20 protein-coding genes are annotated in these 23,289 nt (G+C 67.5%); 9 read left to right on the forward strand and 11 right to left on the reverse strand.

The genetic code is table 11. From position 1 onward, the window contains the following. Window positions 1-5: 5 nt before the first annotated feature. From alkB to IPU70_RS06305, 5 genes are all read left to right on the forward strand, one after another. Window positions 6-665: a DNA oxidative demethylase AlkB gene (gene alkB / locus IPU70_RS06285; protein ID WP_207465818.1), complete on the forward strand. Its 660-nt coding sequence runs from the start codon at window positions 6-8 to the stop codon at window positions 663-665. Window positions 666-759: 94 nt separating this feature from the next. After that, window positions 760-1,752: a formylglycine-generating enzyme family protein gene (locus tag IPU70_RS06290; RefSeq protein WP_207465819.1), complete on the forward strand. Its 993-nt coding sequence runs from the start codon at window positions 760-762 to the stop codon at window positions 1,750-1,752. Window positions 1,753-1,805: 53 nt separating this feature from the next. Beyond that, window positions 1,806-2,615 carry an AraC family transcriptional regulator gene (locus tag IPU70_RS06295; protein ID WP_207465820.1) on the forward strand — a complete coding sequence of 270 codons (810 nt, stop codon included), beginning with the start codon at window positions 1,806-1,808 and terminating at the stop codon, window positions 2,613-2,615. A gap of 94 nt (window positions 2,616-2,709) precedes the next feature. Next, window positions 2,710-3,078, forward strand: coding sequence for a cupin domain-containing protein (locus tag IPU70_RS06300; RefSeq protein ID WP_207465821.1), 369 nt, complete (start codon window positions 2,710-2,712; stop codon window positions 3,076-3,078). 44 nt (window positions 3,079-3,122) lie between these two features. After that, a complete protein-coding gene (locus IPU70_RS06305; protein ID WP_207465822.1) occupies window positions 3,123-3,869 on the forward strand; it encodes an SDR family oxidoreductase in 747 nt (248 codons plus the stop codon). Window positions 3,870-3,885: 16 nt separating this feature from the next. Here the strand turns inward: IPU70_RS06305 and IPU70_RS06310 are convergent, their stop codons facing one another. Then, entirely contained in the window at window positions 3,886-4,404 is a 519-nt protein-coding gene (locus IPU70_RS06310) for an MgtC/SapB family protein (protein WP_013395922.1), read from the reverse strand. 152 nt (window positions 4,405-4,556) lie between these two features. On the opposite strand from IPU70_RS06310, the gene IPU70_RS06315 reads away from it, so the two are divergent. Beyond that, window positions 4,557-5,330, forward strand: coding sequence for an SDR family oxidoreductase (locus IPU70_RS06315; protein ID WP_207465823.1), 774 nt, complete (start codon window positions 4,557-4,559; stop codon window positions 5,328-5,330). 28 nt (window positions 5,331-5,358) lie between these two features. On the opposite strand, the gene IPU70_RS06320 is transcribed toward IPU70_RS06315, so the two are convergent. From IPU70_RS06320 to IPU70_RS06330, 3 genes are all read right to left on the reverse strand, one after another. Then, a complete protein-coding gene (locus IPU70_RS06320) occupies window positions 5,359-6,048 on the reverse strand; it encodes an HAD family phosphatase (RefSeq protein WP_207466008.1) in 690 nt (229 codons plus the stop codon). Window positions 6,049-6,128: 80 nt separating this feature from the next. After that, window positions 6,129-7,001, reverse strand: a complete 873-nt coding sequence (locus IPU70_RS06325; RefSeq protein ID WP_207465825.1) for an alpha/beta fold hydrolase — start codon at window positions 6,999-7,001, stop codon at window positions 6,129-6,131. A 29-nt stretch (window positions 7,002-7,030) separates the two neighbouring features. Further along, window positions 7,031-8,086, reverse strand: a complete 1,056-nt coding sequence (locus IPU70_RS06330) for a sugar phosphate isomerase/epimerase (protein WP_207465827.1) — start codon at window positions 8,084-8,086, stop codon at window positions 7,031-7,033. 137 nt (window positions 8,087-8,223) lie between these two features. Here IPU70_RS06330 and IPU70_RS06335 point away from each other — a divergent pair, with 137 nt between their 5' ends. The 3 genes from IPU70_RS06335 (at window position 8,224) to IPU70_RS06345 (ending at window position 12,447) form a co-directional block, all read left to right on the forward strand. Continuing rightward, window positions 8,224-8,820, forward strand: coding sequence for a TetR/AcrR family transcriptional regulator (locus IPU70_RS06335; RefSeq protein WP_207465829.1), 597 nt, complete (start codon window positions 8,224-8,226; stop codon window positions 8,818-8,820). Between the two features lie 100 nt (window positions 8,821-8,920). Further along, a complete protein-coding gene (gene acnA, locus IPU70_RS06340) occupies window positions 8,921-11,554 on the forward strand; it encodes an aconitate hydratase AcnA (protein ID WP_207465831.1) in 2,634 nt (877 codons plus the stop codon). Further along, a complete protein-coding gene (locus tag IPU70_RS06345) occupies window positions 11,551-12,447 on the forward strand; it encodes a GntR family transcriptional regulator (protein ID WP_207465833.1) in 897 nt (298 codons plus the stop codon). The genes acnA and IPU70_RS06345 overlap by 4 nt, the downstream gene beginning before the upstream one ends. 15 nt (window positions 12,448-12,462) lie before the next feature. On the opposite strand, the gene IPU70_RS06350 is transcribed toward IPU70_RS06345, so the two are convergent. The 7 genes from IPU70_RS06350 to fhuE form a co-directional block, all read right to left on the reverse strand. Next, window positions 12,463-14,928 carry a TonB-dependent receptor gene (locus tag IPU70_RS06350; protein ID WP_207465834.1) on the reverse strand — a complete coding sequence of 822 codons (2,466 nt, stop codon included), beginning with the start codon at window positions 14,926-14,928 and terminating at the stop codon, window positions 12,463-12,465. 96 nt (window positions 14,929-15,024) lie between these two features. Beyond that, complete coding sequence (locus IPU70_RS06355; protein WP_207465836.1) at window positions 15,025-15,987, reverse strand: FecR domain-containing protein; 963 nt, start codon at window positions 15,985-15,987, stop codon at window positions 15,025-15,027. After that, entirely contained in the window at window positions 15,984-16,502 is a 519-nt protein-coding gene (locus IPU70_RS06360; RefSeq protein WP_207465838.1) for a sigma-70 family RNA polymerase sigma factor, read from the reverse strand. Before IPU70_RS06360 ends, IPU70_RS06355 begins: the two co-directional genes overlap by 4 nt. An 82-nt stretch (window positions 16,503-16,584) precedes the next feature. After that, the gene (locus IPU70_RS06365; protein ID WP_207465840.1) at window positions 16,585-19,050 is read right to left on the reverse strand and encodes a TonB-dependent siderophore receptor; all 2,466 of its coding nucleotides are present in this window, start codon (window positions 19,048-19,050) and stop codon (window positions 16,585-16,587) included. Between the two features lie 121 nt (window positions 19,051-19,171). After that, entirely contained in the window at window positions 19,172-20,173 is a 1,002-nt protein-coding gene (locus IPU70_RS06370; protein WP_207465842.1) for a FecR domain-containing protein, read from the reverse strand. 11 nt (window positions 20,174-20,184) lie between these two features. Then, on the reverse strand, window positions 20,185-20,694 hold the full coding sequence (locus IPU70_RS06375; RefSeq protein ID WP_013395935.1) for a sigma-70 family RNA polymerase sigma factor: 510 nt from the start codon (window positions 20,692-20,694) through the stop codon (window positions 20,185-20,187). 155 nt (window positions 20,695-20,849) lie between these two features. After that, window positions 20,850-23,201 (reverse strand): ferric-rhodotorulic acid/ferric-coprogen receptor FhuE, encoded by a 2,352-nt coding sequence (gene fhuE / locus IPU70_RS06380; RefSeq protein ID WP_207465844.1) that lies wholly within the window; start codon window positions 23,199-23,201, stop codon window positions 20,850-20,852. Between the last annotated feature and the right edge of the window lie 88 nt (window positions 23,202-23,289).

A 23,289-nucleotide genomic window follows, 5' to 3' on the forward strand; every position in this document is an offset into this window, starting at 1 on the left:
CTGACATGGCGACCAACCTGGACCTGTTTGGCGACGATGGCGCGGCGCAAGGCGGACGCGTCGCGCTCGGCCCGCAAGCCGTGGTGCTGCGCGGTTTTGCCCTGCCGGTGATGGAGGCCCTGCTCGCCGGGGTCGACGCCGTGGCTGCGCAAGCGCCCTTCCGCCACATGGACACGCCCGGCGGCTACACCATGTCGGTGGCGCTGACCAATTGCGGACAGCTGGGCTGGACCAGCGACGCGCGCGGCTATCGCTATGCGCGCATCGACCCGCTCTCCGGCCAGCCCTGGCCCGCCATGCCCGAGGCCTTTTTGCGTTTGGCGCAGGCGGCTGCGGCCGAAGCCGGCTTTCCCGGTTTCGAGCCGGACGCCTGCCTGGTCAACCGCTACGAACCCGGCTCGCGCCTGTCGCTGCATCAGGACAAGAACGAGCGGGACTACGGCGCGCCCATCGTCTCGGTGTCCCTGGGCATGCCCGCCATGTTCCTCTTCGGCGGCGACCAGCGCACCGACAAGGCCAGCCGCACGCCGCTGTTCCATGGCGACGTCGTCGTGTGGGGCGGCGTCGACCGGCTGCGCTACCACGGCATCATGCCCATCAAGGAGCTGCCGCACCCGCGGCTGGGCAGCCAGCGCATCAACTTCACCATCCGCCGCGCCGGCTGAGCAGCCGCTCCGGCATGAGGGTTCCCCGCGTCTGGCCGGCCGGACGCGGCGGCTCTACTATTGCGCACCCTCATGCTCCGCCACCCGGAATCCCATGCGCACACGCACCGTCCTGGTTTTGCTCTGCACCCTGATATCGGCGCCTTCCTGGGCGGCTGAACCGCCCGCCGTGATCGAAAATTCGCTAGGCATGACCTTTGTCCGGGTGCCCGCCGGCACCTTCCAGATGGGCAGCGACGAAAGCCCCGAAGCGCTGGCGCGCGCCTATCCACTGTATCCACAGGACCGCTACGCCCAACTGTCGGACGAAGCGCCCGTCCATGCCGTGCGCATCACCCGCGCGTTCTACATGGAGCGCACCGAGGTCACCGTGGGCCAGTTCCGCCGCTTCATCGAAGCGTCCGGCTACGTGCCCGAATCGGAAGCCGACGGCACCGGCGGCTATGGCTACAACCCGCAGTACGACGCCGACAAGTCCGAACGCGGCGATGCCTTCGAAGGGCGCGACCGCCGCTATTCCTGGCGCAATCCCGGCTTCGCGCAGGGCGACGACCACCCCGTGGTCAACATCAGCTGGAACGACGCCACGGCGCTGGCGCGCTGGCTGACCCAGACCGAAGGCAAGGTCTACCGCCTGCCCACCGAAGCCGAATGGGAATACGCCTGCCGCGCCGGCACGCGCACCCGCTACCAGAACGGCGACGATCCCGCCGCCATGCCCGACATCGGCAACGGCTTCGACGCGGACGCCGCGCCGCTGTGGCCCAAATGGCAGGCGCACGCCTCCGCCCGCGCCGACGGCCATGCCTTCACCGCGCCCGTCGCCAGCTACGCGCCCAACGCTTTCGGCCTGTACGACATGCACGGCAACGCCTGGGAATGGGTCTCGGACTGGTATGGCGAGGACTACTACGCGCACTCGCCGGTGGACGACCCGCAAGGCCCCGCCAGCGGCAACGTGCGCGTGCGCCGCGGCGGCTCCTGGCATACCTGGGCGCTGTACACGCGCGCTTCCTACCGCAACTGGAACACGCAGGAAACGCGCTATCCGCTGGTGGGCCTGCGGCTGCTGCGGGAGGCGGATTGAGGCCGGGCCTGCGGCTAGAATAGACCGCAGCCCGTATTCAAAAAGAGTTGCCCATGCCGCCCGCCACGCCCAAACAGGACTGGATACTGCGCGCCGCGCCCTCGGGCCAGCTGGAGCGCATCGAGGCCTACTTCGGCGGCCATGGCTACGGCATGCACCGCCACGACACCTATGCCATCGGCCGCACCCTGTCCGGCGTGCAGAGTTTCCATTACCGCCGCGGGCTGCGGCACAGCCTGCCCGGCGGCACCATCGTGCTGCATCCGGACGAAGTCCACGACGGCCAGGCCGGCACCGAGGCCGGTTTCCATTACCGCATGATCTACGTGGAGCCGGCACTCATCCAGCAAATCCTGGGCGGACGGCCGCTGCCGTTCATTCCGGGCGGCATCTCGGCGGATCCGCGGCTGTACGCGGCCAGCGCCAGCCTGCTGCAGGACACGCATGAGCCCATCGACCCGCTGCAGGAAGACGATGCGCTGTACGAGTTGAGCCATGCCTTGTGCGCCGCGGCCGGCGCCAAGCCGGGACGCCGCAGCGCCGACTACGCCGCCGCCGAGCGCGCGCGCCAGTACATCCACGCCTCGCTCCAACAGTCCATCACCCTGGAACAGTTGGCCAGCGCCGCGGCCACGGACCGCTGGCGCCTGTCGCGCGACTTCCGCGCGCTGTTCGGCACCAGCCCGTACCGCTACGTGATGCTGCGCCGCCTAGCTCAGGCCCGGCGCCTGATCGCCGTGGGCATGCCGCTGGCGCAAGCCGCCGCCGCGTCAGGCTTCACCGACCAGAGCCATCTGACGCGCCGCCACGTCCAGACCTACGGCATGGCTCCCGACCGCTGGCGCCGCATGCTGAGCCGCTAGGCCTCCGGCTCCGCAAAGCTGCTCGATCGTACAAGACGCCGCCCGCGCGGCCTTCTATCCTGGGGTTTGTTCAACCCTCCATAAAGGCCGCGCCATGTCCGATATCCGCCCCGTCAACTTCGCCGACAAACTGGCGCGGTTCTCCGAACACTGGATGCCCAAGGTCGTCGCCGAGATGAACGACTACCAGTTCAAGCTGGTGAAGATCCAGGGCGAGTTCGTGTGGCACAGCCATGCCGACACCGACGAGACCTTCATCGTCATCGAAGGCCGCCTGCGCATCGAGCTGCGCGACGGCCATATCGACCTGGGCCCCGGCGAAATGGCCGTGGTCCCCAAGGGCGTGGAGCACAAGCCCTGTGCCCCCGAAGAAGTCAAAATGCTGCTGATCGAGCCGCGCGGCGTGCGCAATACCGGCGACCAGGGCGGCGAGCGCAGCGCCCCCAACGACGTCTGGATCTGAGCCGGCCGCCATCTGCTAAGGTGAAAGCCCACAAGGAGTAAGCCATGTCCAGAATCATGCTCGTCACCGGCGGTGGCCGCGGCATCGGCGCCGCTGTCGCCAAGCTGGCCGCCCGCCGCGGCTACGCGGTAGGCGTCAACTACCACGCCAACGCCGATGCCGCGCAAGCGGTGGTCGAGGAAATCGTGCAAGGCGGCGGCCGCGCCGTCACCCTGCAGGCCGATGTCTCGCAAGAGGACCAGGTGCTGCGCATGTACGACGAACTGGATCGGAAGCTGGGCCGCATCGACGCGCTGGTCAACAACGCCGGCATCCTGGAACAGCAGATGCGCGTCGACCAGATGAGCGCCGAGCGCCTGCTGCGCGTGCTGTCCACCAATGTGATCGGCGCCTTCCTGTGCGCCCGCGAGGCAGTGCGCCGCATGTCGACGCGCCACGGCGGCCCGGGCGGCGCCATCGTCAATGTCTCGTCCGCGGCTGCCCGCCTGGGTTCGCCCAATGAATACGTGGACTATGCCGCGTCCAAGGGCGCCATGGACACCATGACCATAGGCCTGTCCAAGGAAGTCGCGCCCGAAGGCATCCGCGTCAATAGCGTGCGTCCCGGCACCATCTACACCGACATGCACGCCAGCGGCGGCGAACCCGACCGCGTGGACCGCCTGAAGAGCGCGATCCCGCTGCGCCGCGGCGGCACCGTGGAAGAAGTGGCGGGCGCCGTCATGTGGTTGTTCTCGGACGAGGCCGGCTACACCAGCGGCTCCTTCATCGAGGTGTCCGGCGGCAGCTGAGGCGCCAGCTCCGACGCTACTTGGCGTCGGTGGAAATGACGCCGTGCTCCTGCCGGGCGGCAATGCGCGCCTCGACCCGGCGCAGCACTGCCAACACGAACAAGGCCATTAGCGTGCTGACCACGGCGGTGGCCTCGCGCCCCATGCCCGCCGCCGCGCCGATCGCGGCCGTCATCCAGATGCCGGCCGCGGTGGTCAGCCCGCGGATCTCGCGCTCGCCGCTGAGCTTGATGATGGCGCCGGCCCCCAGGAAGCCGATGCCGGCGATCACGCCTTGCAGCACCCGGCTCAGGTCGCCGACCTGCATGCCGCCCTGCAACGGCACCAGCACGAAGATCGCCGCCCCCAGCGCCACCAGCATATGGGTGCGCAGGCCCGCGTCCTTGCCGCTGCGCTCGCGCTCATAGCCCAGCAGGCCGCCCAGCAGCATCGCCACGCTCAGGCGCAGCACGATGCGGGTTGCCTCACCCACATCGGGGATGTCGGCGAACTCGCTGCGCACGGTGGACCAGATTTCCAGCCAGATTTCCGTCATCGCCGCCCCCTCGTGGGAAATGGTCGGACCAGCATAGCAGGCGCCACCCGACGGCCGCCATGCACCGCACGCACTGGCACATGTGGGCACAACTGGTTTACAACCGACCAGACGCCGCGCTGGGTCGCGGACGGAACTGACCGGAGGGTTACATGGATTTGCAGCTAGACGGTAAACGCGTGCTCATCACGGGCGCATCCAAGGGTATAGGCCTGGCTTGCGCGCTGGCCTTCGCCCGCGAAGGCGCCGAACCGGTACTGGTGGCGCGCGACGACGCAGCCCTGCGCACGGCGGTCGAGGCCATACGCGAGCAGACCGGCAAGCAGGCTCGCGCCGTCACGCTGGACCTGGCCCTACCCGGCGCGGCGCAACGCCTGAGCCAGGAAGCAGGCGATATCGACATCCTGGTGAACAATGCCGGCGCGGTGCCGGGCGGCGCTCTCGACCAGGTGCAGGACGAACGCTGGCGCGCCGGCTGGGAACTGAAAGTCCACGGCTATATCGATCTGGCCCGCCACTACTACCCACGCATGCGCGAAGCCGGCGCGGGCGTCATCGCCAACATCATCGGCATGGCGGGCTCGGCGCCGCGCGCCGACTACATCTGCGGTGCGGCGGGCAATGCCTCGCTCATCGCCTTCACCCGCGCCCTGGGCGGGGACGCGCCGCGCCACGGCGTGCGCGTGTTCGGCGTGAATCCCTCGCGCACCCGCACCGACCGGGTGCTGACGCTGGCCAAGCAACGCGCCCAGGCGCGCTGGAGCGATGAAAGCCGCTGGCAGGAAACCTTGTCGGACCTGCCCTTCGGACGTCTGATGGAACCCGGCGAAGTGGCCGACATGATCGTGTTCGGCGCCTCGCCGCGCGCGGGCTACCTGAGCGGCACGGTGATAGACCTGGACGGCGGCGAACAGTACGCGCGCTGAAGCCCGTCCGGCGCGCGCGCAGGCCCGACTAGGCGGCCTGGCGCCAAGCCGCCAGCAGCCCGGGCAGTGCGGCCATGTCGGTGAACACGTGGGCCACGCCCACATCGCGCAAGGCCTCGGCGCCGCTATGGCCGTTGGCGTCCGGGCTGTAGCCGAACACGGTGGCGCCGGCGGCCACTCCGGCGGTGGCGCCAGTCACCGTGTCTTCCACGATGGCGCAGCGCCTGGGGTCCACGCCCAGCGCCTGCGCCGCCGCCAGGTACACGTCCGGATAGGGCTTGCTGCGCGGCATTTCGTGGCCGCTGAAGACGCGTTCACGGAAGCAATCGGCAATGCCGACCTTGGCCAGCTGCAGCTCCACCTTGCGGCGGTCCGCGCCCGAAGCCACGGCGATGCGGCCGTCCAAGGCCGCGTGCAGCGCCCGCACCGCGTCCGGCGCGCCGGGGATCTCGAGCAGGTCCCGGTCCAGCGCGGCGTTGCGGCGCAGGCGGAACTGGTCGAACCAGTCGGGGGTGATGGTGGCGCCCGTGCGGGCCTCGATCAGCGGCAGCTCGTCCCTGACGGCTTTGCCCGTGAAGATCTGCATGGTTTCCGCATGCGTGATGCTCCAGCCCAATTCATTGAGCATCTCGGTCAGCACGCGGCTGGTGATGGGTTCGGAATCGACCAGAACGCCATCGCAGTCGAACAGCACGGCATCGAAGGGGAAATCAGTCATTGCGGCAAGGTCGGAAAGGTCCATGAAGCGGGTAAGCATACTGCAAGCCTCCCCGCGTCCAGGTCGAAGCGCCGCCGCGCTCACCCCGCCGGCGACAGGAACGGCAGCAAGTGCTCCAGGAAGGCTTCGTGGCATTCCTCGGTGACGAAGTGGCCGCAATCCGCAATGATCGCCCCCTGCAAGTTCCTGGCGTTCCCGCGCATGGTGACCAACGGCGCGTCGCGGGTCGCATGCTCGGCGCCGATGGCCAGCGTAGGCATTTCCAGCATGCGCTTGGCGCGCAGCGTGTTCTGCCGGATGGTCTCCGGGATGGCGCGGTAATAGGCGAATCCGCCGCGCAGCCCGCCGGGCGCCGCATAGGCATCGATGTAGACCTCGGCCGCGACCCGATCGCGGCGATGCGACCACTTGTCGAACATGAAGGTGAGGTAGGCCTTCTCCCTGCCTGCGATCAGCGTCTCGGGCAAATCTTGCAACTGATTGAACATGAAGTGCCACAGGAAGACGTTCTCCTGCGGCGGCGCGAAGATGGTGGGTGCCGGCGCCAGTCCCGGGATGACGGCCTCGGTCAAAGCCAAGCGGCTCACCGCCTGCGGAAAATCGCTGGCCAGCGCGTAAGCCACCCACATGCCGATATCGTGGCCCACCACCTGGTAGCGCGCATGCCCCAGCTGCGCCATCAACTGGTGCAGCGTGGCGGCGATCGCACCGGTGTCATAGCCGGATGCAGGGCGGTCGGAATCGCCAGTCCCGGGCGGATCCACCGCGATTGCCTGATAGCCGGCCTGCGCCAGCGCCGCCATGATGTGGCGCCACGTGTACCAGGTCTGGGGCCAGCCCGGAATCAGCAGCACCGGCGTACCCGCGCCCGCCGTGGCACAGTGGATGCGGTGCCCGTTGACCAGGACGTACTGGTGCGCGAAGGCGTCGAAAGAAGAATTCTGGTGTGTCATTGTTGCTGTCCGATGCGGCGCAAGGCCGCTCATGCGATGCCCAGCAGGGCGTTGATCTGTTGCTTGTCGATGGCGGCGCCAGCGAAATCGTCGAACACCTTGGACGTGACCGGGATGATGTGGCGGTTGATGAACTCCACCCCTTCGCGCGCGCCGGTCTCCTGGTCCTTCAGGCAGCACTCCCATTCCAGCGTGGCCCAGCCCTGGTAGTCGTATTGCGCCAGCTTCGAGAAGATCGCCTTGAAGTCCACCTGCCCGTCGCCCAGTGAGCGGAAGCGGCCGGCCCGATTTATCCAGGACTGGTATCCGCCATAAATGCCCTGCCGGCCGGTCGGATTGAATTCGGCATCCTTCACATGGAACATGCGGATGTGATCCTTGTAGATGTCCAGGTACTCCAGGTAGTTCAGCTGCTGCAGCACGAAGTGGCTGGGGTCGAACAGGATGGCGCAACGCGCATGGCCGCCCACGCGCTCACGGAACATCTCGAACGAAATGCCGTCGTGCAGGTCTTCGCTGGGATGGATCTCGAAGCACAGGTTCACGCCCTGCTCTTCGCACTCGTCCAGGACCGGGAGCCAGCGCTTGGCGAGTTCATCGAAGGCCGCTTCGATCAAGCCTTCGGGACGCTGCGGAAACGGGAACAGATAGGGCCAGGCCAGCGAGCCCGAGAACGTGCCCATCTCGGTCAGCCCCAACCTGCGCGATGCGCGCGCCGTGTCCAGCAGGCCTTGCCGCGCCCAAGCCGTCCGGGCTTGCGGATTGCCGCGAGCCTCGGGCGGCGCGAAGTTGTCAACCATGGCATCGTAGGCGGGATGCACCGCCAGCGACTGGCCGTAGATGTGGCTGGTCAGTTCGCTGATCACCAGGCCATGCTCGGCCAGCGTGCCCTTGATGTCATCGCAATAGTCCTGGCTGGCGGCCGCCGTCGCGGCGTCGAAGAAGCGCTGGTCCCAGGCTGGAATCTGCAGGGCCTTGAAACCCACGCCCGCCGCCCATTCGGCGATGGCGGGCAGGCTGTTGAAGGGAGCGACGGCGTCGCTGAACTGGGCCAGGTGCAGGCTGGGGCCTTTGATCGTTTGCATGATTTTTTAAACCTAATTGTTTGTCGAACGACAAAGAATAGACGATGAACGGGTGCGACTGCAAGCGCCGGCTCCGTGCACATAGCCGCGCAGGCGCGGCGTTACACTGCGCCTCAGTTCATTTCAACGAGACCGTCATGGCAGGCAGACCCAGAGAATTCGACCGCGACCTGGCGCTTCAGCAAGCAATGCTTGCGTTCTGGAAGCAAGGCTACGAGGGCACGTCGATGGCGGACCTGGTGGCGGCGACGGGACTGGCTTCGGCACGCCTCTACGCCGCCTTCGGCTCCAAGCAGGACTTGTTCCGCGAAGCCGTGGCGCGCTACGAGGCGGGCGACGGCGCCTTCGCCGAGAAGGCGCTGGAAGACACCGAAGGCGTGCGCGACGCCATCGCCAAACTGCTGGCCGACGCGGTAGCCACCTACACCCGACGCGGCCGTCCGCAAGGCTGCATGGTGGTGTCGGCCGCCACCAATTACGCCGCGGAAAACGAAGCCGTCATGGCATGGCTCACCAGCCATCGCAAGGCGCGCACGCAGTGCATCATCGACCGCCTCGAGGCCGCATTGCAGGCGGGTGAACTCAAACCCGGCACCGATGTGCAGGCCTTGGGCGACTACTACGCCGTGGTGCTGCACGGCCTCTCGGTGCAAGCGCGGGACGGCGTCGGCCGGGCCCGTCTCCTGGCCATGATCCCGCCTGCCCTGAGCGCGCTGGACGCCGTCATGCGCTAGCCCTGGCCCTGGGGCGCGAGCCTCTCCGGGGACATCGGGTCAAATCGTCCCCCATTCTCTTTAATTGCATTTTGACAATTCAATATGCAAAATGGCGGCTATGGACACCATCACCGCCACGCCCCGCCATGCCCGCTTCACCCTGAACGGCGCCCGCCATACCTGCCTGGACTTGCCCGGCATGTACGGCGCCGAGTACTTCCGCCTGCCCGTGGTGCTGCGGCTGCTGCTGGAGAATGCGCTGCGCAACATGCAAGGCACGGAACGTGACGCCGCTACCGCGGCGCTGTTCGAATGGCTGGAGCACGGCACCAGCGAAGCCGAGATCGCCTTCCAGCCCGGGCGCGTGCTGATGCACGACACCACCAGCACCCCGGCGCTGGTCGACATCGCCGCCATGCGGGATGCCCTGGCCGAAGCCGGCGTGGATCCTTCCACGCTGAATCCCGTGCTGCCCGTGGACGTGTCGGTCGATCATTCGCTGGCGGTGCAGTCCTATGCGCGCGCCGATGCGGCGTCGTTGAACCTGGACCTGGAACTGCGCCGCAACGCCGAGCGCTACCGCTTCCTGCGCTGGGCCTCCAAGGCCCTGTCCAACGTGCGCATCCATCCGCCAGGCACGGGCATCATGCACACCATCAACCTGGAGCAACTGGCCACCGTGGTCTGTGCACGGGAAGACGGCGACGCCATCGCTCTGCATCCGGACATGATGATAGGCACCGACAGCCACACGCCCATGGTCAACGGCATCGGCGTGCTAGGTTGGGGCGTGGGCGGCCTGGAAGCGCAGACCGTGATGTTCGGCCTGCCCACCCTGCTGCGCATTCCCGATGTCATCGGCGTGCGCCTGAGCGGCGCGCTGGCGCCGGGAGTCAGCGCCACCGACCTGGCGCTGACCGTAACCCAACGCCTGCGCGCGATCGGAGTGTCGGGAGAATTCGTGGAGTTCTACGGGCCGGGCGTGGCCACGCTGCCGGCCGGCAGCCGCTGCGTGGTCGCCAATATGGCGCCCGAGTACGGCGCCACCACGGGCTACTTCCCGATAGACGCGCAAACGCTGGCCTACCTGCGCCAGACAGGCCGGCCCGAAGCGCTGATCGCGCGGGTAGAAGCCTACGCCGAACACGCCGGCATCGGCTACGACCCCGCCGCCGAGCCGCGCTACACCCGCGTCGTCGACATCGCGCTGGACCGCGTGCAGATGCATGTGGCGGGCCCCAGGCGGCCGCAAGACCTGCATCCCTACGGCCACACCAGGGCGATCCTGGCGGAACTGGCCTTCACGCCCACGGCCGCCGCTGGCGGCCTGCCCCGCCACGCCATCGCGATCGCCGCCATCACCAGCTGCACCAACACCTCTGATCCACGCCTGTTGACCGCCGCCGGCCTGCTGGCCCGCAAGGCGCGCCAAGCCGGCCTGCGCGTGCCCGCCTGGGTGAAGACCTCGCTCGCGCCCGGTTCGCCCGCCGCGTCCGCATACCTGGCGCGCGCCGGACTGCTGGACGATCTGGCCGCCGTGGGCTTCGACATCGTGGGCTACGGCTGTACTACCTGCATCGGCAATTCCGGGCCCCTGCCTGAAACCGTGCGCGTTGCCATGGCGGCCGGCTCGGTCCATCCCGTGGCGGTGCTGTCCGGCAACCGCAACTTCGCCGGCCGCATCCATCCGGACCTGGACCTGGGCTTCCTGATGTCGCCGGCGCTGGTGATCGCCTACGCGCTGACGGGCGATGCCGAACGCGACCTGAGCCGCGAACCCGTGCAGACCGGTCCCGATGGCCGCCCCATCCACCTGCGCGAGCTCTGGCCTGCCGATGCCGACGTCGACGCCGCGCTGGCCGCCGGGCAGCAACCGGCCGATTACCGCCACGCCTTCCAGATCGCCAGCGCCAACCCGGCATGGCAGGCCCTGCAATCGCCGGACTCGGCGCGTTTTCCCTGGGACCCGGCCTCCACCGCCCTACGCCGCCCGCCCTTCGCCAGCGTCGACGAGGCCGGCCAGCTGGGCCGCTACACGGCGCATCCGCTGCTGGTGCTGGGCGACGATGTGACCACCGATCATCTGTCGCCCGCCAGCGCCATACCGCCAGACAGCCCGATCGCCGACTTCCTGGTCGAACGCGGCGACGACCGCAACGACCTGAACGTGTTCGCCTCGCGGCGCGGCAACTGGCAGGTGATGCTGCGCGCGGCCTTCTACAGCAGGAGCCTGGTCAATCTGCTTTGCCCCGGCGCGCCGGTAGGCCATACGCTGCACGCGCCCAGCGGCCGGGTGGAGCCGATCTGGGAGGCCGCCGGCCGCTACGCCCGGGCTGGCCAGCCCGTGGTCCTGGTGGCGGGCGAACGCTACGGCACGGGCTCCTCGCGCGACTGGGCCGCCAAGGGCCAGCGCCTGTTGGGCATTCGCGCGGTGCTGGCGGTCAGCTTCGAACGCATCCACCGCTCCAACCTGATCGGCATGGGCGTCCTGCCCCTGCGCCTGCCCGCGGGCGTCACGCCGGCCACGCTGCGGATCCGGCCCGGCGACCGGATCGAGATCGACGCCCAGGCCGTCGCGCTGGCGCCGCGCATGGCCGTGGCGGTGCGCATCCTGCGCGCAGGCGGCGCCGTCGAGACGCTACAGGCCACGGCAGCGGTCGAGACCCGGCTGGAAGTCAGGCTGCTGCGCATGGGCGGCGTCATTCCCGCTATCCTCTCGGACACCATTCATTCCGCCGCCCGCCACGCATGAGCGCCCAAACCAATACCGCCGCGAAAATCCTGGCCCTGATCCAGGAAGACCGCCTGCCCGCGGGTGCGCACCTGACCGCGCAGAAGCTCGCCGACCGGCTGCGACTGTCGCGCTCGCCCGTCAACGACGCGCTGGACGTCCTGGAGCAACGCGGCGTCGTTTCGCGCAAGCCCAACCGCGGCTATTTCCTGGCGCAGGATCACGCGACGCTGGCGCAAGCGCATGAGGATCTGGCGCCGCCCTCCGTCGACGACGTCGTCACGCACAGCTACTTCAAGCTGGCCGACGAACTGCTGCGTGGCGCGCTGCCCATGCAGTGCAGCGAGGCGCTGCTGCGCGCGCGCTATGGCCTGACGGCGGCGCAGACGCAGGCCCTGCTGGGCCGCATCGCGCAGGAAGGCTGGGCCGAGCGCAGACCGGGCTATGGCTGGGAGTTTTCATCCATGATGACCACGCCCGACAGCCTGCTGCAGTCCTATCGATTGCGGCTGGCGCTGGAGCCGGCGGCGCTGCTGGAACCGGGCTTCCGCATCGATAAACAAGTGCTGGCGCGCTGCCGCGCCGCCGAGCAACACCTGCTGGACGGCGGCATCGCCACCGACACCGCGGACCAGCTGCATGAACGCGGCGTGCGCTTTCACGAATCGCTGGTGGAAGCCTCGGGCAACCCCTTCTTCATCGACGCCATCAAGCGCGTCAACCGCGTGCGCCGGCTGCTGTCCTACCGCTCCATGCAGGACCGCGGCCGCTACCGGCAGCATTGCGACCAGCACCTGGCCATCCTGGATCTGCTGGAACGCGAACGCAATGAAGAGGCCGCAGCGGAACTGGCCAACCATCTGCGCAGCACGCTGGACAACCTGGCCCGCATCAGCGGCATCCTGGCATCCTAGGCCGGCAAGTTCCGCTCAAAAGTCCATCGACGCGGACAGCATCAGCGTGCGCGGCACGCCTTGGGAAATCGTGCCGTACGACGCCACGCCCGACCAATAGGCCCGGTTGAAGACGTTGACCACATTCGCCCGCAGCGTGATGTCCTTGCCGTAGACTTTGGCGGCGTAACGCGCGCCCAGATCGAACGTGGTCCACGAAGGCACCGACTGCGTATTGGCCTGATTGATGTACTCGCTGCCGGTGTGCATCATGCTGCCGGTCAAGGTCAGGCCCGCGACCCATGGCGTATCCCATTCCGCGCCCAGGTTGACCGACACCTTGGGTACGCCCACGGGCCGGTTGCCCACCACGGCGCTATTGCCGGCGCGCGTCAGTTCCGCGTCCAGCAAGGTCACCCCCCCCAGCAGGCGCAGGCCGCGCCATGGTTCGCCGGCCAGGTTCAGCTCCAGGCCGCGGTTGCGCTGCTCGCTGTCGGCGCCGTAGACGCCGTTGGTCAACTGGCCGCTGGGCTTCGTGATTTCGAAGGCGCTCAGGGTCAGCATGGCGCCGTCCAGGTCCACCTTCACTCCCACCTCCTTTTGCCTGGCCTTGTAGGGCTTGAACACCTGGCCGGCGTTGGACGCGGTGGCCGGCGCCACATCGCCCTTGCTCAGGCCTTCGATGTAGTTGGCGTACAGCGAGACATTGCTCCAGGGCTTGACCACGATGCCCGCCAGCGGCGTGGTCGCGCTCTCGTCATAGCTGACGGTGCGCGCGCCGGTCGTGGCGTTGAAGTTGCGCGATTCGATGCGCTGCTGGCGCACGCCCAAGGTCAGCTGCGCGCGCTCGTCCAGGATGCTGAGCGTATCGGCCAGCGCCAGGCCGGAAAGGTCCGATGACGAAATCTTTGGCACATAGGCCGGAGCGGGAATGTATTGCTCAGGGCGCGTGATCGGATGATAGATGTTGGACGTGAGCGGCGTGCCCATCACGCTGGCCTGCTTGTTCCGGTCGCTGTACAGGCTGCCCATGAAGCTGATGGCGTGGCGCACCGGCCCCGTGTCCAGCTTGGCGCGCAGCCCCGCGTTGTAGGTGCTGCGGTTGACCTCGAACCGGAAGTTGTTTGGCGTGACGACCGTATCGCCGGCCGCGTTGACGATGGTGGGCGTCTGGTCCGACAGGCGCGAGACATCGGTGTCCGAGCCGCCAGCGTCGGCAAAAACCGTCAAGCGGTCGCTGATGTCGTACTCGACCCGCAGCAGCGCCGATTGGCCATCGGACTTCCACCAGCCCCAGGGCTGGGTGGCATTGCGCCGTCCGTCCGCCGCATGCGGCACGTCTATGCCGGTGGCCACCAGGAAAGGCCGCGTGGGCGCGTCGATCTTCTCATTCTGCGTCAGCAGGTCCAGCGAGGCGCGCAGCCGCTCGCCCTGGTAATCCAGCGACAAGGCGCCGATGTCGGTGCGCGAATACAGATTGTCCAGCGGCGTATCGCCCTGGCGGTGCATGCCGTTGATGCGCACGCCCCATTCGCCATCCTTGCCGAAGCGGCGGCTCAGGTCCGCGCGCGCGCCGAATTGCGAATCGCCCACATAGTCTGCGGACACGCGGCTCAGGTCCTCCGGCAGCGCCCGCTTGGGCACCATGTTGATCACGCCGCCCACGCCGCTATTGGGCGACATGCCGTACAGCAGCGCCGCCGGCCCTTTCAGCACTTCGACCCGTTCGATGTAATCGGTAAAGACGTGATAGTTGGGCGCTACGCCATAAACCCCGTCAAACGCGATCTCGCCCAGATTGCCTTCGCCGATGGGAAAGCCGCGGATGTAGAACGAATCGGTCACGCCGCCGATCTGCCCCGTGAAGCGCACCGAAGGTTCAACGTTCAGCGCGTCGGCCAAGGTTACCGCCTGGCGGTTCGCCAGCAGCTCCGAGGTGTAGCTGGTGACGTTGAACGGCGTATCCATCACGTCGCGATTGCCCAGCAAGCCCAGGCGTCCGCCCCTGGCTACCTGGCCGCCCTCGTACTCGGCCGGCAAGGCGAACGGGGCCGCGCTCGCGCCGGCGACGGTGACCGTCGGCAGCACGGTTGCCGATTCATCCTGCCCCGAAGGCAGCTTGCGCAGGGAATAGGCGCCGCCGCCCTGCTCCGACAAGGCATAGCCCGACCCTGACAGCAAACGGGAGAAGCCTTCCTTCACCGTATAGGCGCCGTCCAGCCCGTTGCTGCGCAGCCCCGACACCAGCGCCGGATCGAACGACAGCGGCACCCCCGCGGCGGCGGCGAACTGGGCCAGCGCGTCGCCCAGGGGGCCCGCCGGAATCGCGTAGGATTTACGCGCCGCGACGCTGACGGCTTCGGCGGCCGTGGCCGGCGCCGCCGCCCCCGCCGCGGCCAACAGCGCCAGTCCCATGCCGACGGCCCGGGCCACCGCCGCCAGAGGCGGCAAAACGCTTGTTCCACGAGCCGGACGTGGCGAACGGGAGTTGCGGGAAACCATGAAGCTATCCTTCGTAAGGGTCGGGGTGGCGCGCGGTTCGCGGCGGTTCACCCGGTACACCGGACGAAGCAGAAAAAAGTATCAGCTCAATCGCGATTAATTTGTAACGGCGGCGCGGGGCACAACCGTCGTCCAGTACGGCGTGATCCGGCTCACCCTCACGGGCAGGGTTTTTTCCAGCAACCGCAAGCTGGCATCGATGTCGTTCAAGGGAAAAGCCCCCGACACCCGCAGCCCCGCCACCGCCCGGTCGCAGCGCAGCACGCCCCGGCGATACCGCCCCAGTTCATCCACCAGGTCCGCCAGCCGCCAGTTGCGCGCGGCCAGCATGCCTTGCTCCCAGGATGCCGCCGTCGCGTCCACCGCCGCCAGGGGCTGCACCTCGCGCCGATTGAAGACGGTCTGCTGTCCAGCCGGCAGCACCGTGGCGCTGCCTCCTGCCGACCTGGGCCGGATCTCCACTGCTCCCTCGAACACCGCCACGCGCACAACGCTCCCTTCATCGCGCACCATGAAGCGCGTGCCCAGCGCGCGGATTGCTCCCTGCGCGGTCTGGACCACAAAGGGCCGCTGCAGCTGCGGCGTATCGCGGCCCGTGGTCAGCAGGATTTCGCCTGCCCGCAGCCACAGCGTGCGCTGTTGCGCGGTGTAGTCGATGTCCACCGCGCTGGCGGTGTTGAGCACCAGCTGCGTGCCGTCGGCCAGTTCCATGCGGCGCTGCTCGCCGGTCGCGGTGCGCGCATCCGCGCTCCATTCCCGCCAGGGCAGCTCGCGTCCGCCCAGCCAGGCCGCAGGCCCCAGCACCAGCAGGCCGGCCAGCGCCCGCAGCGCCTGCCGGCGTCCCGGACGATCCAGCCGCCGCAAGGTATCTCCGGCGATCCTCGGCGGGACCAGCCCGAAGCCGCGCAACATGTCCTCGGCCCGCTGCCAGGCGGCGGCATGCGCAGCGCTGCGTGCGCGCCAGCGGTCGAACGCCTCGCGGTCCGACGGCGACAAGGTCTCGGATTGAAAGCGCACCAGCCAGCCGGCCGCTTCCTTCAGGATGGCGGGATCGATCACAGGTCGGTCTGACTGGCGATCAGGCAAGCGGTCAGCGCTGCCTGCATATGGCGCTTGACGGTGGATAGCGACACGCCCAGGCCCTGCGCGATCGCGTCATAGCCCATGCCCTCGAATTGCGACAGCAGGAAGATCTCGCGGGTTTTGGCGGACAGCTTGCGCAGCGCGGCGTCGATGGCGCCCAGGGTCTCCAGGATCAAGGCGCGGGCCTCCGGCGAAGGCGCTTCCTGCTCGGGCAGTTGCGCGACGGCGGCCAGATAAGCCTCTTCCAGCGCGCGGCGGCGCCAGTGGTCCACCACCAAGCCCTTCGCGATATGGGTCAGCAGCGCGCGCGGTTCGGCGCCGGCTTCCGTCCGGCGCCGCCCGGCCATCAAGCGCACGAAGGTATCGTGGGCCAGATCCGCCGCGTCGAAGGAATTGCCCAGCTTCTTGCGCAGCCAGATCGACAGCCAGCCGTGATGGTCACGATAGAGCTTCGCGACGGGATCGGCGGGCGGGGAATCGGACGTAGGCAAGGCGCACCTGGCAATAGAATGCAAATAGGAACCATTCATATTCTATCGTATGTACGCGCCCCGCCCCGGGCGCCATGGCCGCCTACAGCTTGGGCGCGTAGCGCAGCGTCAGCATCACGTTGCGGGGCTCGCCGTAATAATTGTTGCTGCTGAGCGTGTTGTACGAAGGCACGTAGTACTTCTTGTCGAACACATTGTTGAGGTTCAGCCCGATGCTCAGTTCCGGCGTGGCCTGGTAGCCCAGCCGCGCGTTCCAGATCGAGAATCCGGCCATGGTGAACTTGCGGTCCGAACTGATCGTATGCGTCTGCGTGTTGACGCCGGCGCCCACGCTCAGGCGGTTTAACGAGCCCGGCAGCCTGTAGTTGGCCCACAGGCGCAGCATGTGCTTGGGCGTCCAGGTATTGAAGACCTTGCCCTGGTTGTCGGGGTCGTCCAGATACTTGGTGGTGTTGTAGGTATAGCCGGCATACAGCTCCAGGCCCTTGACGACTTCGCCCGAGACCTCGGCCTCCAGGCCCTGACTGCGCACCTTGCCCGCCGCGCGCGAGCAATACCAGCCATCGCACGCAAAGCCGGCGTCGTAGTCGTTGACCGCGCGGTTCTTGTGGTCGTAGCGGAACAGCGCCAGCAGCGTATTGACGCGGCCGTCCGCGAGTTCGCCCTTGACGCCGATTTCGTAGTTGTTGCCCTCGATGGGCTTGAGCAGGCTGCCCGCTACGCTGCGCTCGGTCTGCGGTTCGAACACCGTCGTGTAGCTGGCGTAGGCCGACCAGTTGTCGCTCAGCGAGTACACCAGGCCGGCGTAAGGAATGAAACGTCCCGAGGTGCTGGACGTGGTGGCGCTGCCGCCGCCGCTATAGGTGTAGTCGTACCAGCCGACGCGTCCGCCGCCGATCAACGCCAGGGATTCGACGGGCTTGACGCGCCAGGTGCCGTAAATGCCCTTCTGGCGGATGTCGTAGGCGCTGCGCGAGTCATAACCGCTGGCCTGGGCGATGGTGTCGATGTCCTGCCAGGGACGATGATGGTCGATATCGAAGATATTGCCGCCGTCCTGCCAGACCCGCGTGAACCGGTCCTGCGTGGTCAGCTTGGAATAGTTGGCGCCGACCACGACCTCTTGCTTCATCCCCAGGGCGGTAAAGTCGCCGCTGACCGACATGTCGAGCCCGCGCTGCTTGCTATGGAAGTCCACGCCGAAATCGCCATAGGACAGCCCGCTGCCGTCCGCCTGCACAGAATCCGCGACGCGCTGATGCACGGTCGTGTTCTTTTCATTCATGGCTACGCCGGCCAGCTTGAAGCGCCATGCGTCGTTGAAGCGGTGCGCGAGGTCGGCGTAAAAAATGGTCTGGTCGTTCTTGGCGCGATTCCAGGTCGAACCCGTGAAGGTCGAACGCGGCAGGTCGATATCGCCCCCGTCCGCGTAGCGGGGATAGCCCACGAACATCGGTCGCGAGCGGCTGTACCGGTTGCTGATCCCGATGCCTACCGTGGTGTCATCGGTGATGTCATAGTCCAGCGCGGCGTACAGGTTGCGCGTCTTTTCCCACACATAGTCGATGTAGGAATGGCTCTGGTCTTCATCCAGCACCACGCGGCCGCGCAAGGTGCCCGATTCGTTCAAGGGACTGCCCGCGTCCAACTGCAGGCCGTAGTGATCCCAGGAGCCGGCCTTGGCCGTTACCACCACCGCAGGCTCCGCCCCGCCGCGCTTGCGCACCAGGTTGATCGCACCGCCCGGGCTGCCCGCCCCCTGCAACAGGCCGGCGGCGCCGCGCAGGATTTCCACGCGGTCATAGAACACCAGCGAGTCCTGCTCCCAGTTGCCCAGGCTGTAGCTGTTGCGCAGCAAGGACACGCCATCGTATTGCAGCAGGTCCACGGGGAATCCGCGGGCGTTGATCGCCACACCGGATCCCACGCCCTGCACGCCCACCATGCCGGTGGTGTTGTTCACCGCGTCCGGCAGGCTGACCATGTCCTGGTCATCCATGCGCTGGCGGGTCAGCACGGTGATGGATTGCGGAATGTCTTTCAAGGCCTGCGCCGTCTTGCCAATGGTGACGGCCGGCGAAGTGTAGGAACCCGTGCCATCCGTGGTGGTGGCATAGCTGCCCGTCACCGTGACCGGCGCCAAGGTCGCGGCCGCCCCCGCCGCCGCCGCTTGTCGCAGGCGGTAGCCGCCCTCGGGGCGGGCGACGGCTTCCAGCCCGGTGCCGGCCAGCAGGCGCTGCAGCGCCGTGTCGACGGCATAGGAACCCGTCACGCCCCCCGTCGCGGCGCCTGCCGTCAACGCAGGATCGGACGCCACCATGACGCCGGCCTGCATACCGAACGCGCCCAGCGCCGCGCCTAGCGGGCCTGCTTCGATGCTGAAGGCAACGACGCGCTGCCCGGACGCTGGCGCCTGGGCAAGCGCGGCGGCCGGCCACAAGGCCGCAACCATGACGCCAGGCAAGGCGCAGCGCAGCGCGGCGCTCAAGGCCGTGCGCGGCAAGGGAAGGCGGGCGAGGACCGCGGCGCGGACTAGACGAGAAGACATGAATGGGTTCCCTGGCTCATGAAGAATCGGCGCAGCCTGAAGACCGGCTGCATTCTCTACATGAAGCGCGAGATCGGGATATCCGCCGCCGCTGTTACAAAATAACCTGGCCACGCACGATTCACGCCAATCCCACGGTGACCCAGTAGCGGGTATAGCGGCGCACGCGCACCGGCAGGACTTCCTGCAACATGGCCAGCACCTGGTCGCTGTCCGCCAGCGGAAACGCTCCCACCACGCGCAGGCCGGCCGCCTCGCCCGAACAACTCAAGCGGCCCGGACGATAACGTCCCAGTTCGTGCAGAAAGTCAGATAGCGGCATCTCATCGGCGATCAGCATTCCATCCAGCCACGCCGAGCTAGCCGCTTCCAGAGGCCCGGCGGCAAAGCCGCCAGCGGCCGAGAACTCCGCCTGCCCGCCGGCCGGCACCCGCCGCGGCGCATCGTTCGGATCCAGGCCGCGCACGTCCACCGCGCCTTCCAGCACCGCTATCCGCATGCGGCCGTCTTCCAGGCCCCGCACCAGGAAGCGCGTGCCCACCGGCGTCAGCACGCCGGCGCGCGTGCGCACCGTGAAAGGCCGGCCCAGCGGATCGCGCCCGGTGGTCACCTGGATCTCGCCTTCCAGCAGGACAAGTTCGCGCCGGCTCGCCGTGTAGCGCAGGTCCACCGCGCTGGCAGTGTTCAGTTCCAGCAGCGTGCCGTCCGGCAGCGTCACGGCGCGCCGCTCGCCGGTGCCGGTCCGCATATCTGCCGACAGCGCACGCACGGCGCCGCTTTGGCTCACGCCCCAGCCGCCCAGGCCCAGGCCAGCCGCCGACACCATCCAACGGATGGCGTTGCGGCGCGACTGGATCAACGGCGCTTGCCGCAGCGTGCGCGCGGCCACCTCGCCGCCGGCTCCAGCAACGCCCGCCGCCACATCGCGCGTCAATGCGTTCAGCCGTTGCCAGGCCAGCTCGTGCGCGGGCTGCGCCCGGCGCCAGTTTTCAAAACGCCTGCGGTCTTCGTCGGTCGCGTCCTCGCGCAGCCGCGACCACCAATCGGCGGCCTGGCGGACGATCTTGGGATCGACGGTTCCCGCTTCCGGCGCATGCGGCCGCAGCAGCTTGGCGTTTTCCATCCGGCCCGGTCTCAACCGTAGACGGCCGTGTAGCAATGCACCAGCGCGCGGGCCAGGGACTTCTGCACGGCGTTGGGCGTCAGGCCCAGCCGCTCGCCGATTTCGGCATAGGACATGCCGTCCACCTGCGCCATCAGGAAGATCCGGCGGCTGTTCATGGGCAGGCTGTCGAGCAGTTCGCAAACCTGTTCCAGGGCTTCCAGGATCAGGGCGCGCGCCTCGACCGAGGGCTCCACCGCCACCGGCTGCAACGCCACCGATTCGGCATAGGCCGCTTCCAGCGCGGCCCGCCTGGCCCGGCCGATCAGCAAGCGCGTGGCGATGGTGCGCAGATAGGCGCGCGGTTCGTTCAGCGGTTCGCGAAGGTCGGCGCGGATCAGCCGTTCAAACGTGTCGTGCGCCACGTCGGCCGCGTCGGACACATTGCCCAGCTTGCGTTGCAGCACGCTGCGCAACCATTGATGGTGAGCCTGATAGACCGATTGCACCTCGGCGCGAGGAGCGAAGGTAGAGGATGGCATGACGGTGCGCCCGGGCGTCGCGGCCAGACGTTCCCACTTAATGAAAATGATTCGCAATTATAATTATCTTCGGCCTCTTTACAAGAACCATGACGGGAAGCCCGCGGCGGCATGCCGCAAGCCGCGCCGGGCCCGCCCCGGCGCGCGCTGCGCAATCAGAACTTGGCGGTCAGGTTGACGAACACACTTCTGGGCTCGCCGTAATAGACCTGGTTGCCCACGCCGCCCAGGTAGTACTTCTTGTCGAACAGGTTGTTCAGGTTCATCTGCGCGGACAGGCGTGAATTGAAGTCGTAGCGCGCCATCAGGTTGTAGATCGCGTAGGCCTTCTGCTTGACCGTGACCATGCTGTCGCCAGCGCTGACTTCGGAATAGCTCGACAGCTGCCAGTTGACGCCTCCGCCCACCGTCAGACGGCTCCATTCCCCCGGCAGTCGGTAAGTGGTGAACAACCTGGCCACGGCGCGCGGACGCTCGGGGTTGACCGACACGCCCTGCGCGTCGCGGCTGGTGTAGTAGGTGCCACCGGCATAGGCGTTCCAGCCCTGCGCCAGTTGTCCGCTCACTTCCAGCTCGATGCCCTTGGTGGTGACGCCATCGGCGGTCGTGTAGGCTTGATCCGGCGTGCCCGGCACCAGCTTGTCGCCGTCCAGCACCGCCACCTTGCTTTGCTTGACCTTGAACAGCGCAACGGACGCATTCAACCTGCCGTCCAGGTATTCGCCCTTCAGGCCCACCTCGTAGTTCTGGCCCTGCACCGGGTCCAGATAGTTGCCGCTGCTGTCGCGGTTGTCCTGCGGCTGGAAGATGTCGGTATAGCTGGCGTAGGCAGAGTAGGTGTCGTTCAGGTCGACCACCAGGCCAGCATATGGAATGAACTGGGAGTCCTTTTGATCGCGCGTGGGCGACCTCGATTCCCAGGTCGCGTAGCGGCCGCCGGTTATGGCGGTCAGGTTGTCGGTCAACGACCACCGCGCCGCGGCATAGACGCCGCGCTGGTGCGTGACCGTATCGCGCAGGCTGGCCTCGGTCCAGGTCGGCTGCGCGTACGATCCATCCCACTCGTAGAAGTTGCCGGTGTCCGCCAGCGAAGCGCGGTCGAAACCATAACGGTAGAAGTCCTCGCCGTAGCGGCTGCGCATGGCGCCCACCACCAGTTCATGCTTGCGGCCAAGCAGGCTGAACGGCCCCGTGGCCTGCAAGTCCAGCGAGGTTTGCTGCGCGTAGGAATTCCAGTACCCCGGCAGTGCCGCCAGGCCCGTTCCCGTTGCCTGATCCAGATCGCCGTACAGGTACAGGAGCTTGGCGTCGTACTTGCTTTTACGCTGCGACCAGTCGGCCTTGACTTCCCAATCGTTGGCGAAGCGATGCTCCAGCGTGGCGAATACCGTCTGGTTGGTCGTGTGCCAGTAGGTCCAATCCGCCGCCGTGGTCTTGGAACGCCGCCAGTCGGTCGGCGTGCCGTCGCTGAACACCACGGGCAGGCTGCCCCAGGTGGATCCGCGCGGACGCTTGTCCTGATAATCCGCCCCCACGCTCAGCCGGGTCGATGGCGTCAGATCGGCATCAATGACGCCGTAGAACACCTTCTTGTTCGCATGATAAAGGTCGATATAGGAATCGCGCCCCTGATACAGCGCCACCATGCGCGCACGCACGGTGCCTTCCTGGTTCAAGGGCGTGGACATGTCCACCGTGCCCCGGTATTGATTCCACGAACCCGCGCCAGCGCTGACCATTCCGGTGAATTCGCGGCTGTTGGCATGTTTGCGCACCAGGTTGATGGAAGCGCCCGGGTTGCCCGCTCCGGTCATCAGCCCGGTGGCGCCGCGCACGACTTCGATGCGGTCGTAGATGAACGAATCATTGTCGGATTCGCCATACATCGACAGGCCGATGGTGGTGGGCACGCCGTCGTACTGCAGGCTGTCGATGTAGAAGCCGCGCGACCAGAAATCGGTGCGATCGGTATCTTCGCTGACCACCTGCACGCCGACCACATTGCCCATCACCTCGTCCAGCGAGCGCAGGTTCTGGTCATCGATGCGCTGACGCGTCACGACGCTGACGGACTGCGGGGTTTCGCGCAGCGACAGCGTCAGCCCCGTGGCCGCGGCCGAGGCCGGCGTCGTATAGGAACCGGTGCCTTCGGTCACCGCCGGATTCATGCTGCCCAGCACCGTGACCGGCGCCAGGCTGGCCACGCCGCCATCGCGCGACAGGATGATGCTGTCGCCCTGCCAGCGGTAGGTCACGCCCGTACCCTGCAGCAGGCTGCGCAACGCCTCCTCCGGATCCAGCCTGCCGCGCAGGCCCTTGCTGCTGACTCCGGCCACCACCTCGGGCGCGTAGAAGACACGCACCTTGGTTTGCGCCGCCCATTGCATCAAGGCATCTCCCAGCGGCTGTGCCGCGATATCGATCGACACGGCAGGCGCCTGGGCCCATGCGCTCGCGGGCGCACCCGCCGTCGCCAGGCTCAAGGCCAACACCAAGGAAGAAAGCATGAAACGGGGAGACGCGCACGCGAAACGCGTGGCCACGGGGAAATGCCGGGCTGCTGGAATAGTCACAAGTACCTGCTGTTCTGTTCGA

The organism is Achromobacter sp. SD115, assembly GCF_017355315.1.
Taxonomy (GTDB): domain Bacteria; phylum Pseudomonadota; class Gammaproteobacteria; order Burkholderiales; family Burkholderiaceae_B; genus Achromobacter; species Achromobacter xylosoxidans_B.

Coding starts and splice junctions, on each gene's coding strand:
- IPU70_RS06310 (WP_013395922.1), bottom strand. CDS start 4,404: ATGACGGAAATCTGGCTGGAAATCTGGTCCACCGTGCGCAGCGAGTTC.
- IPU70_RS06295 (WP_207465820.1), top strand. CDS start 1,806: ATGCCGCCCGCCACGCCCAAACAGGACTGGATACTGCGCGCCGCGCCC.
- IPU70_RS06325 (WP_207465825.1), bottom strand. CDS start 7,001: ATGACACACCAGAATTCTTCTTTCGACGCCTTCGCGCACCAGTACGTC.
- IPU70_RS06375 (WP_013395935.1), bottom strand. CDS start 20,694: ATGCCATCCTCTACCTTCGCTCCTCGCGCCGAGGTGCAATCGGTCTAT.
- IPU70_RS06335 (WP_207465829.1), top strand. CDS start 8,224: ATGGCAGGCAGACCCAGAGAATTCGACCGCGACCTGGCGCTTCAGCAA.
- IPU70_RS06330 (WP_207465827.1), bottom strand. CDS start 8,086: ATGCAAACGATCAAAGGCCCCAGCCTGCACCTGGCCCAGTTCAGCGAC.
- IPU70_RS06305 (WP_207465822.1), top strand. CDS start 3,123: ATGTCCAGAATCATGCTCGTCACCGGCGGTGGCCGCGGCATCGGCGCC.
- IPU70_RS06320 (WP_207466008.1), bottom strand. CDS start 6,048: ATGACTGATTTCCCCTTCGATGCCGTGCTGTTCGACTGCGATGGCGTT.
- IPU70_RS06350 (WP_207465834.1), bottom strand. CDS start 14,928: ATGGTTTCCCGCAACTCCCGTTCGCCACGTCCGGCTCGTGGAACAAGC.
- IPU70_RS06290 (WP_207465819.1), top strand. CDS start 760: ATGCGCACACGCACCGTCCTGGTTTTGCTCTGCACCCTGATATCGGCG.
- acnA (WP_207465831.1), top strand. CDS start 8,921: ATGGACACCATCACCGCCACGCCCCGCCATGCCCGCTTCACCCTGAAC.
- alkB (WP_207465818.1), top strand. CDS start 6: ATGGCGACCAACCTGGACCTGTTTGGCGACGATGGCGCGGCGCAAGGC.
- IPU70_RS06365 (WP_207465840.1), bottom strand. CDS start 19,050: ATGTCTTCTCGTCTAGTCCGCGCCGCGGTCCTCGCCCGCCTTCCCTTG.
- IPU70_RS06300 (WP_207465821.1), top strand. CDS start 2,710: ATGTCCGATATCCGCCCCGTCAACTTCGCCGACAAACTGGCGCGGTTC.
- IPU70_RS06370 (WP_207465842.1), bottom strand. CDS start 20,173: ATGGAAAACGCCAAGCTGCTGCGGCCGCATGCGCCGGAAGCGGGAACC.
- fhuE (WP_207465844.1), bottom strand. CDS start 23,201: ATGCTTTCTTCCTTGGTGTTGGCCTTGAGCCTGGCGACGGCGGGTGCG.
- IPU70_RS06345 (WP_207465833.1), top strand. CDS start 11,551: ATGAGCGCCCAAACCAATACCGCCGCGAAAATCCTGGCCCTGATCCAG.
- IPU70_RS06315 (WP_207465823.1), top strand. CDS start 4,557: ATGGATTTGCAGCTAGACGGTAAACGCGTGCTCATCACGGGCGCATCC.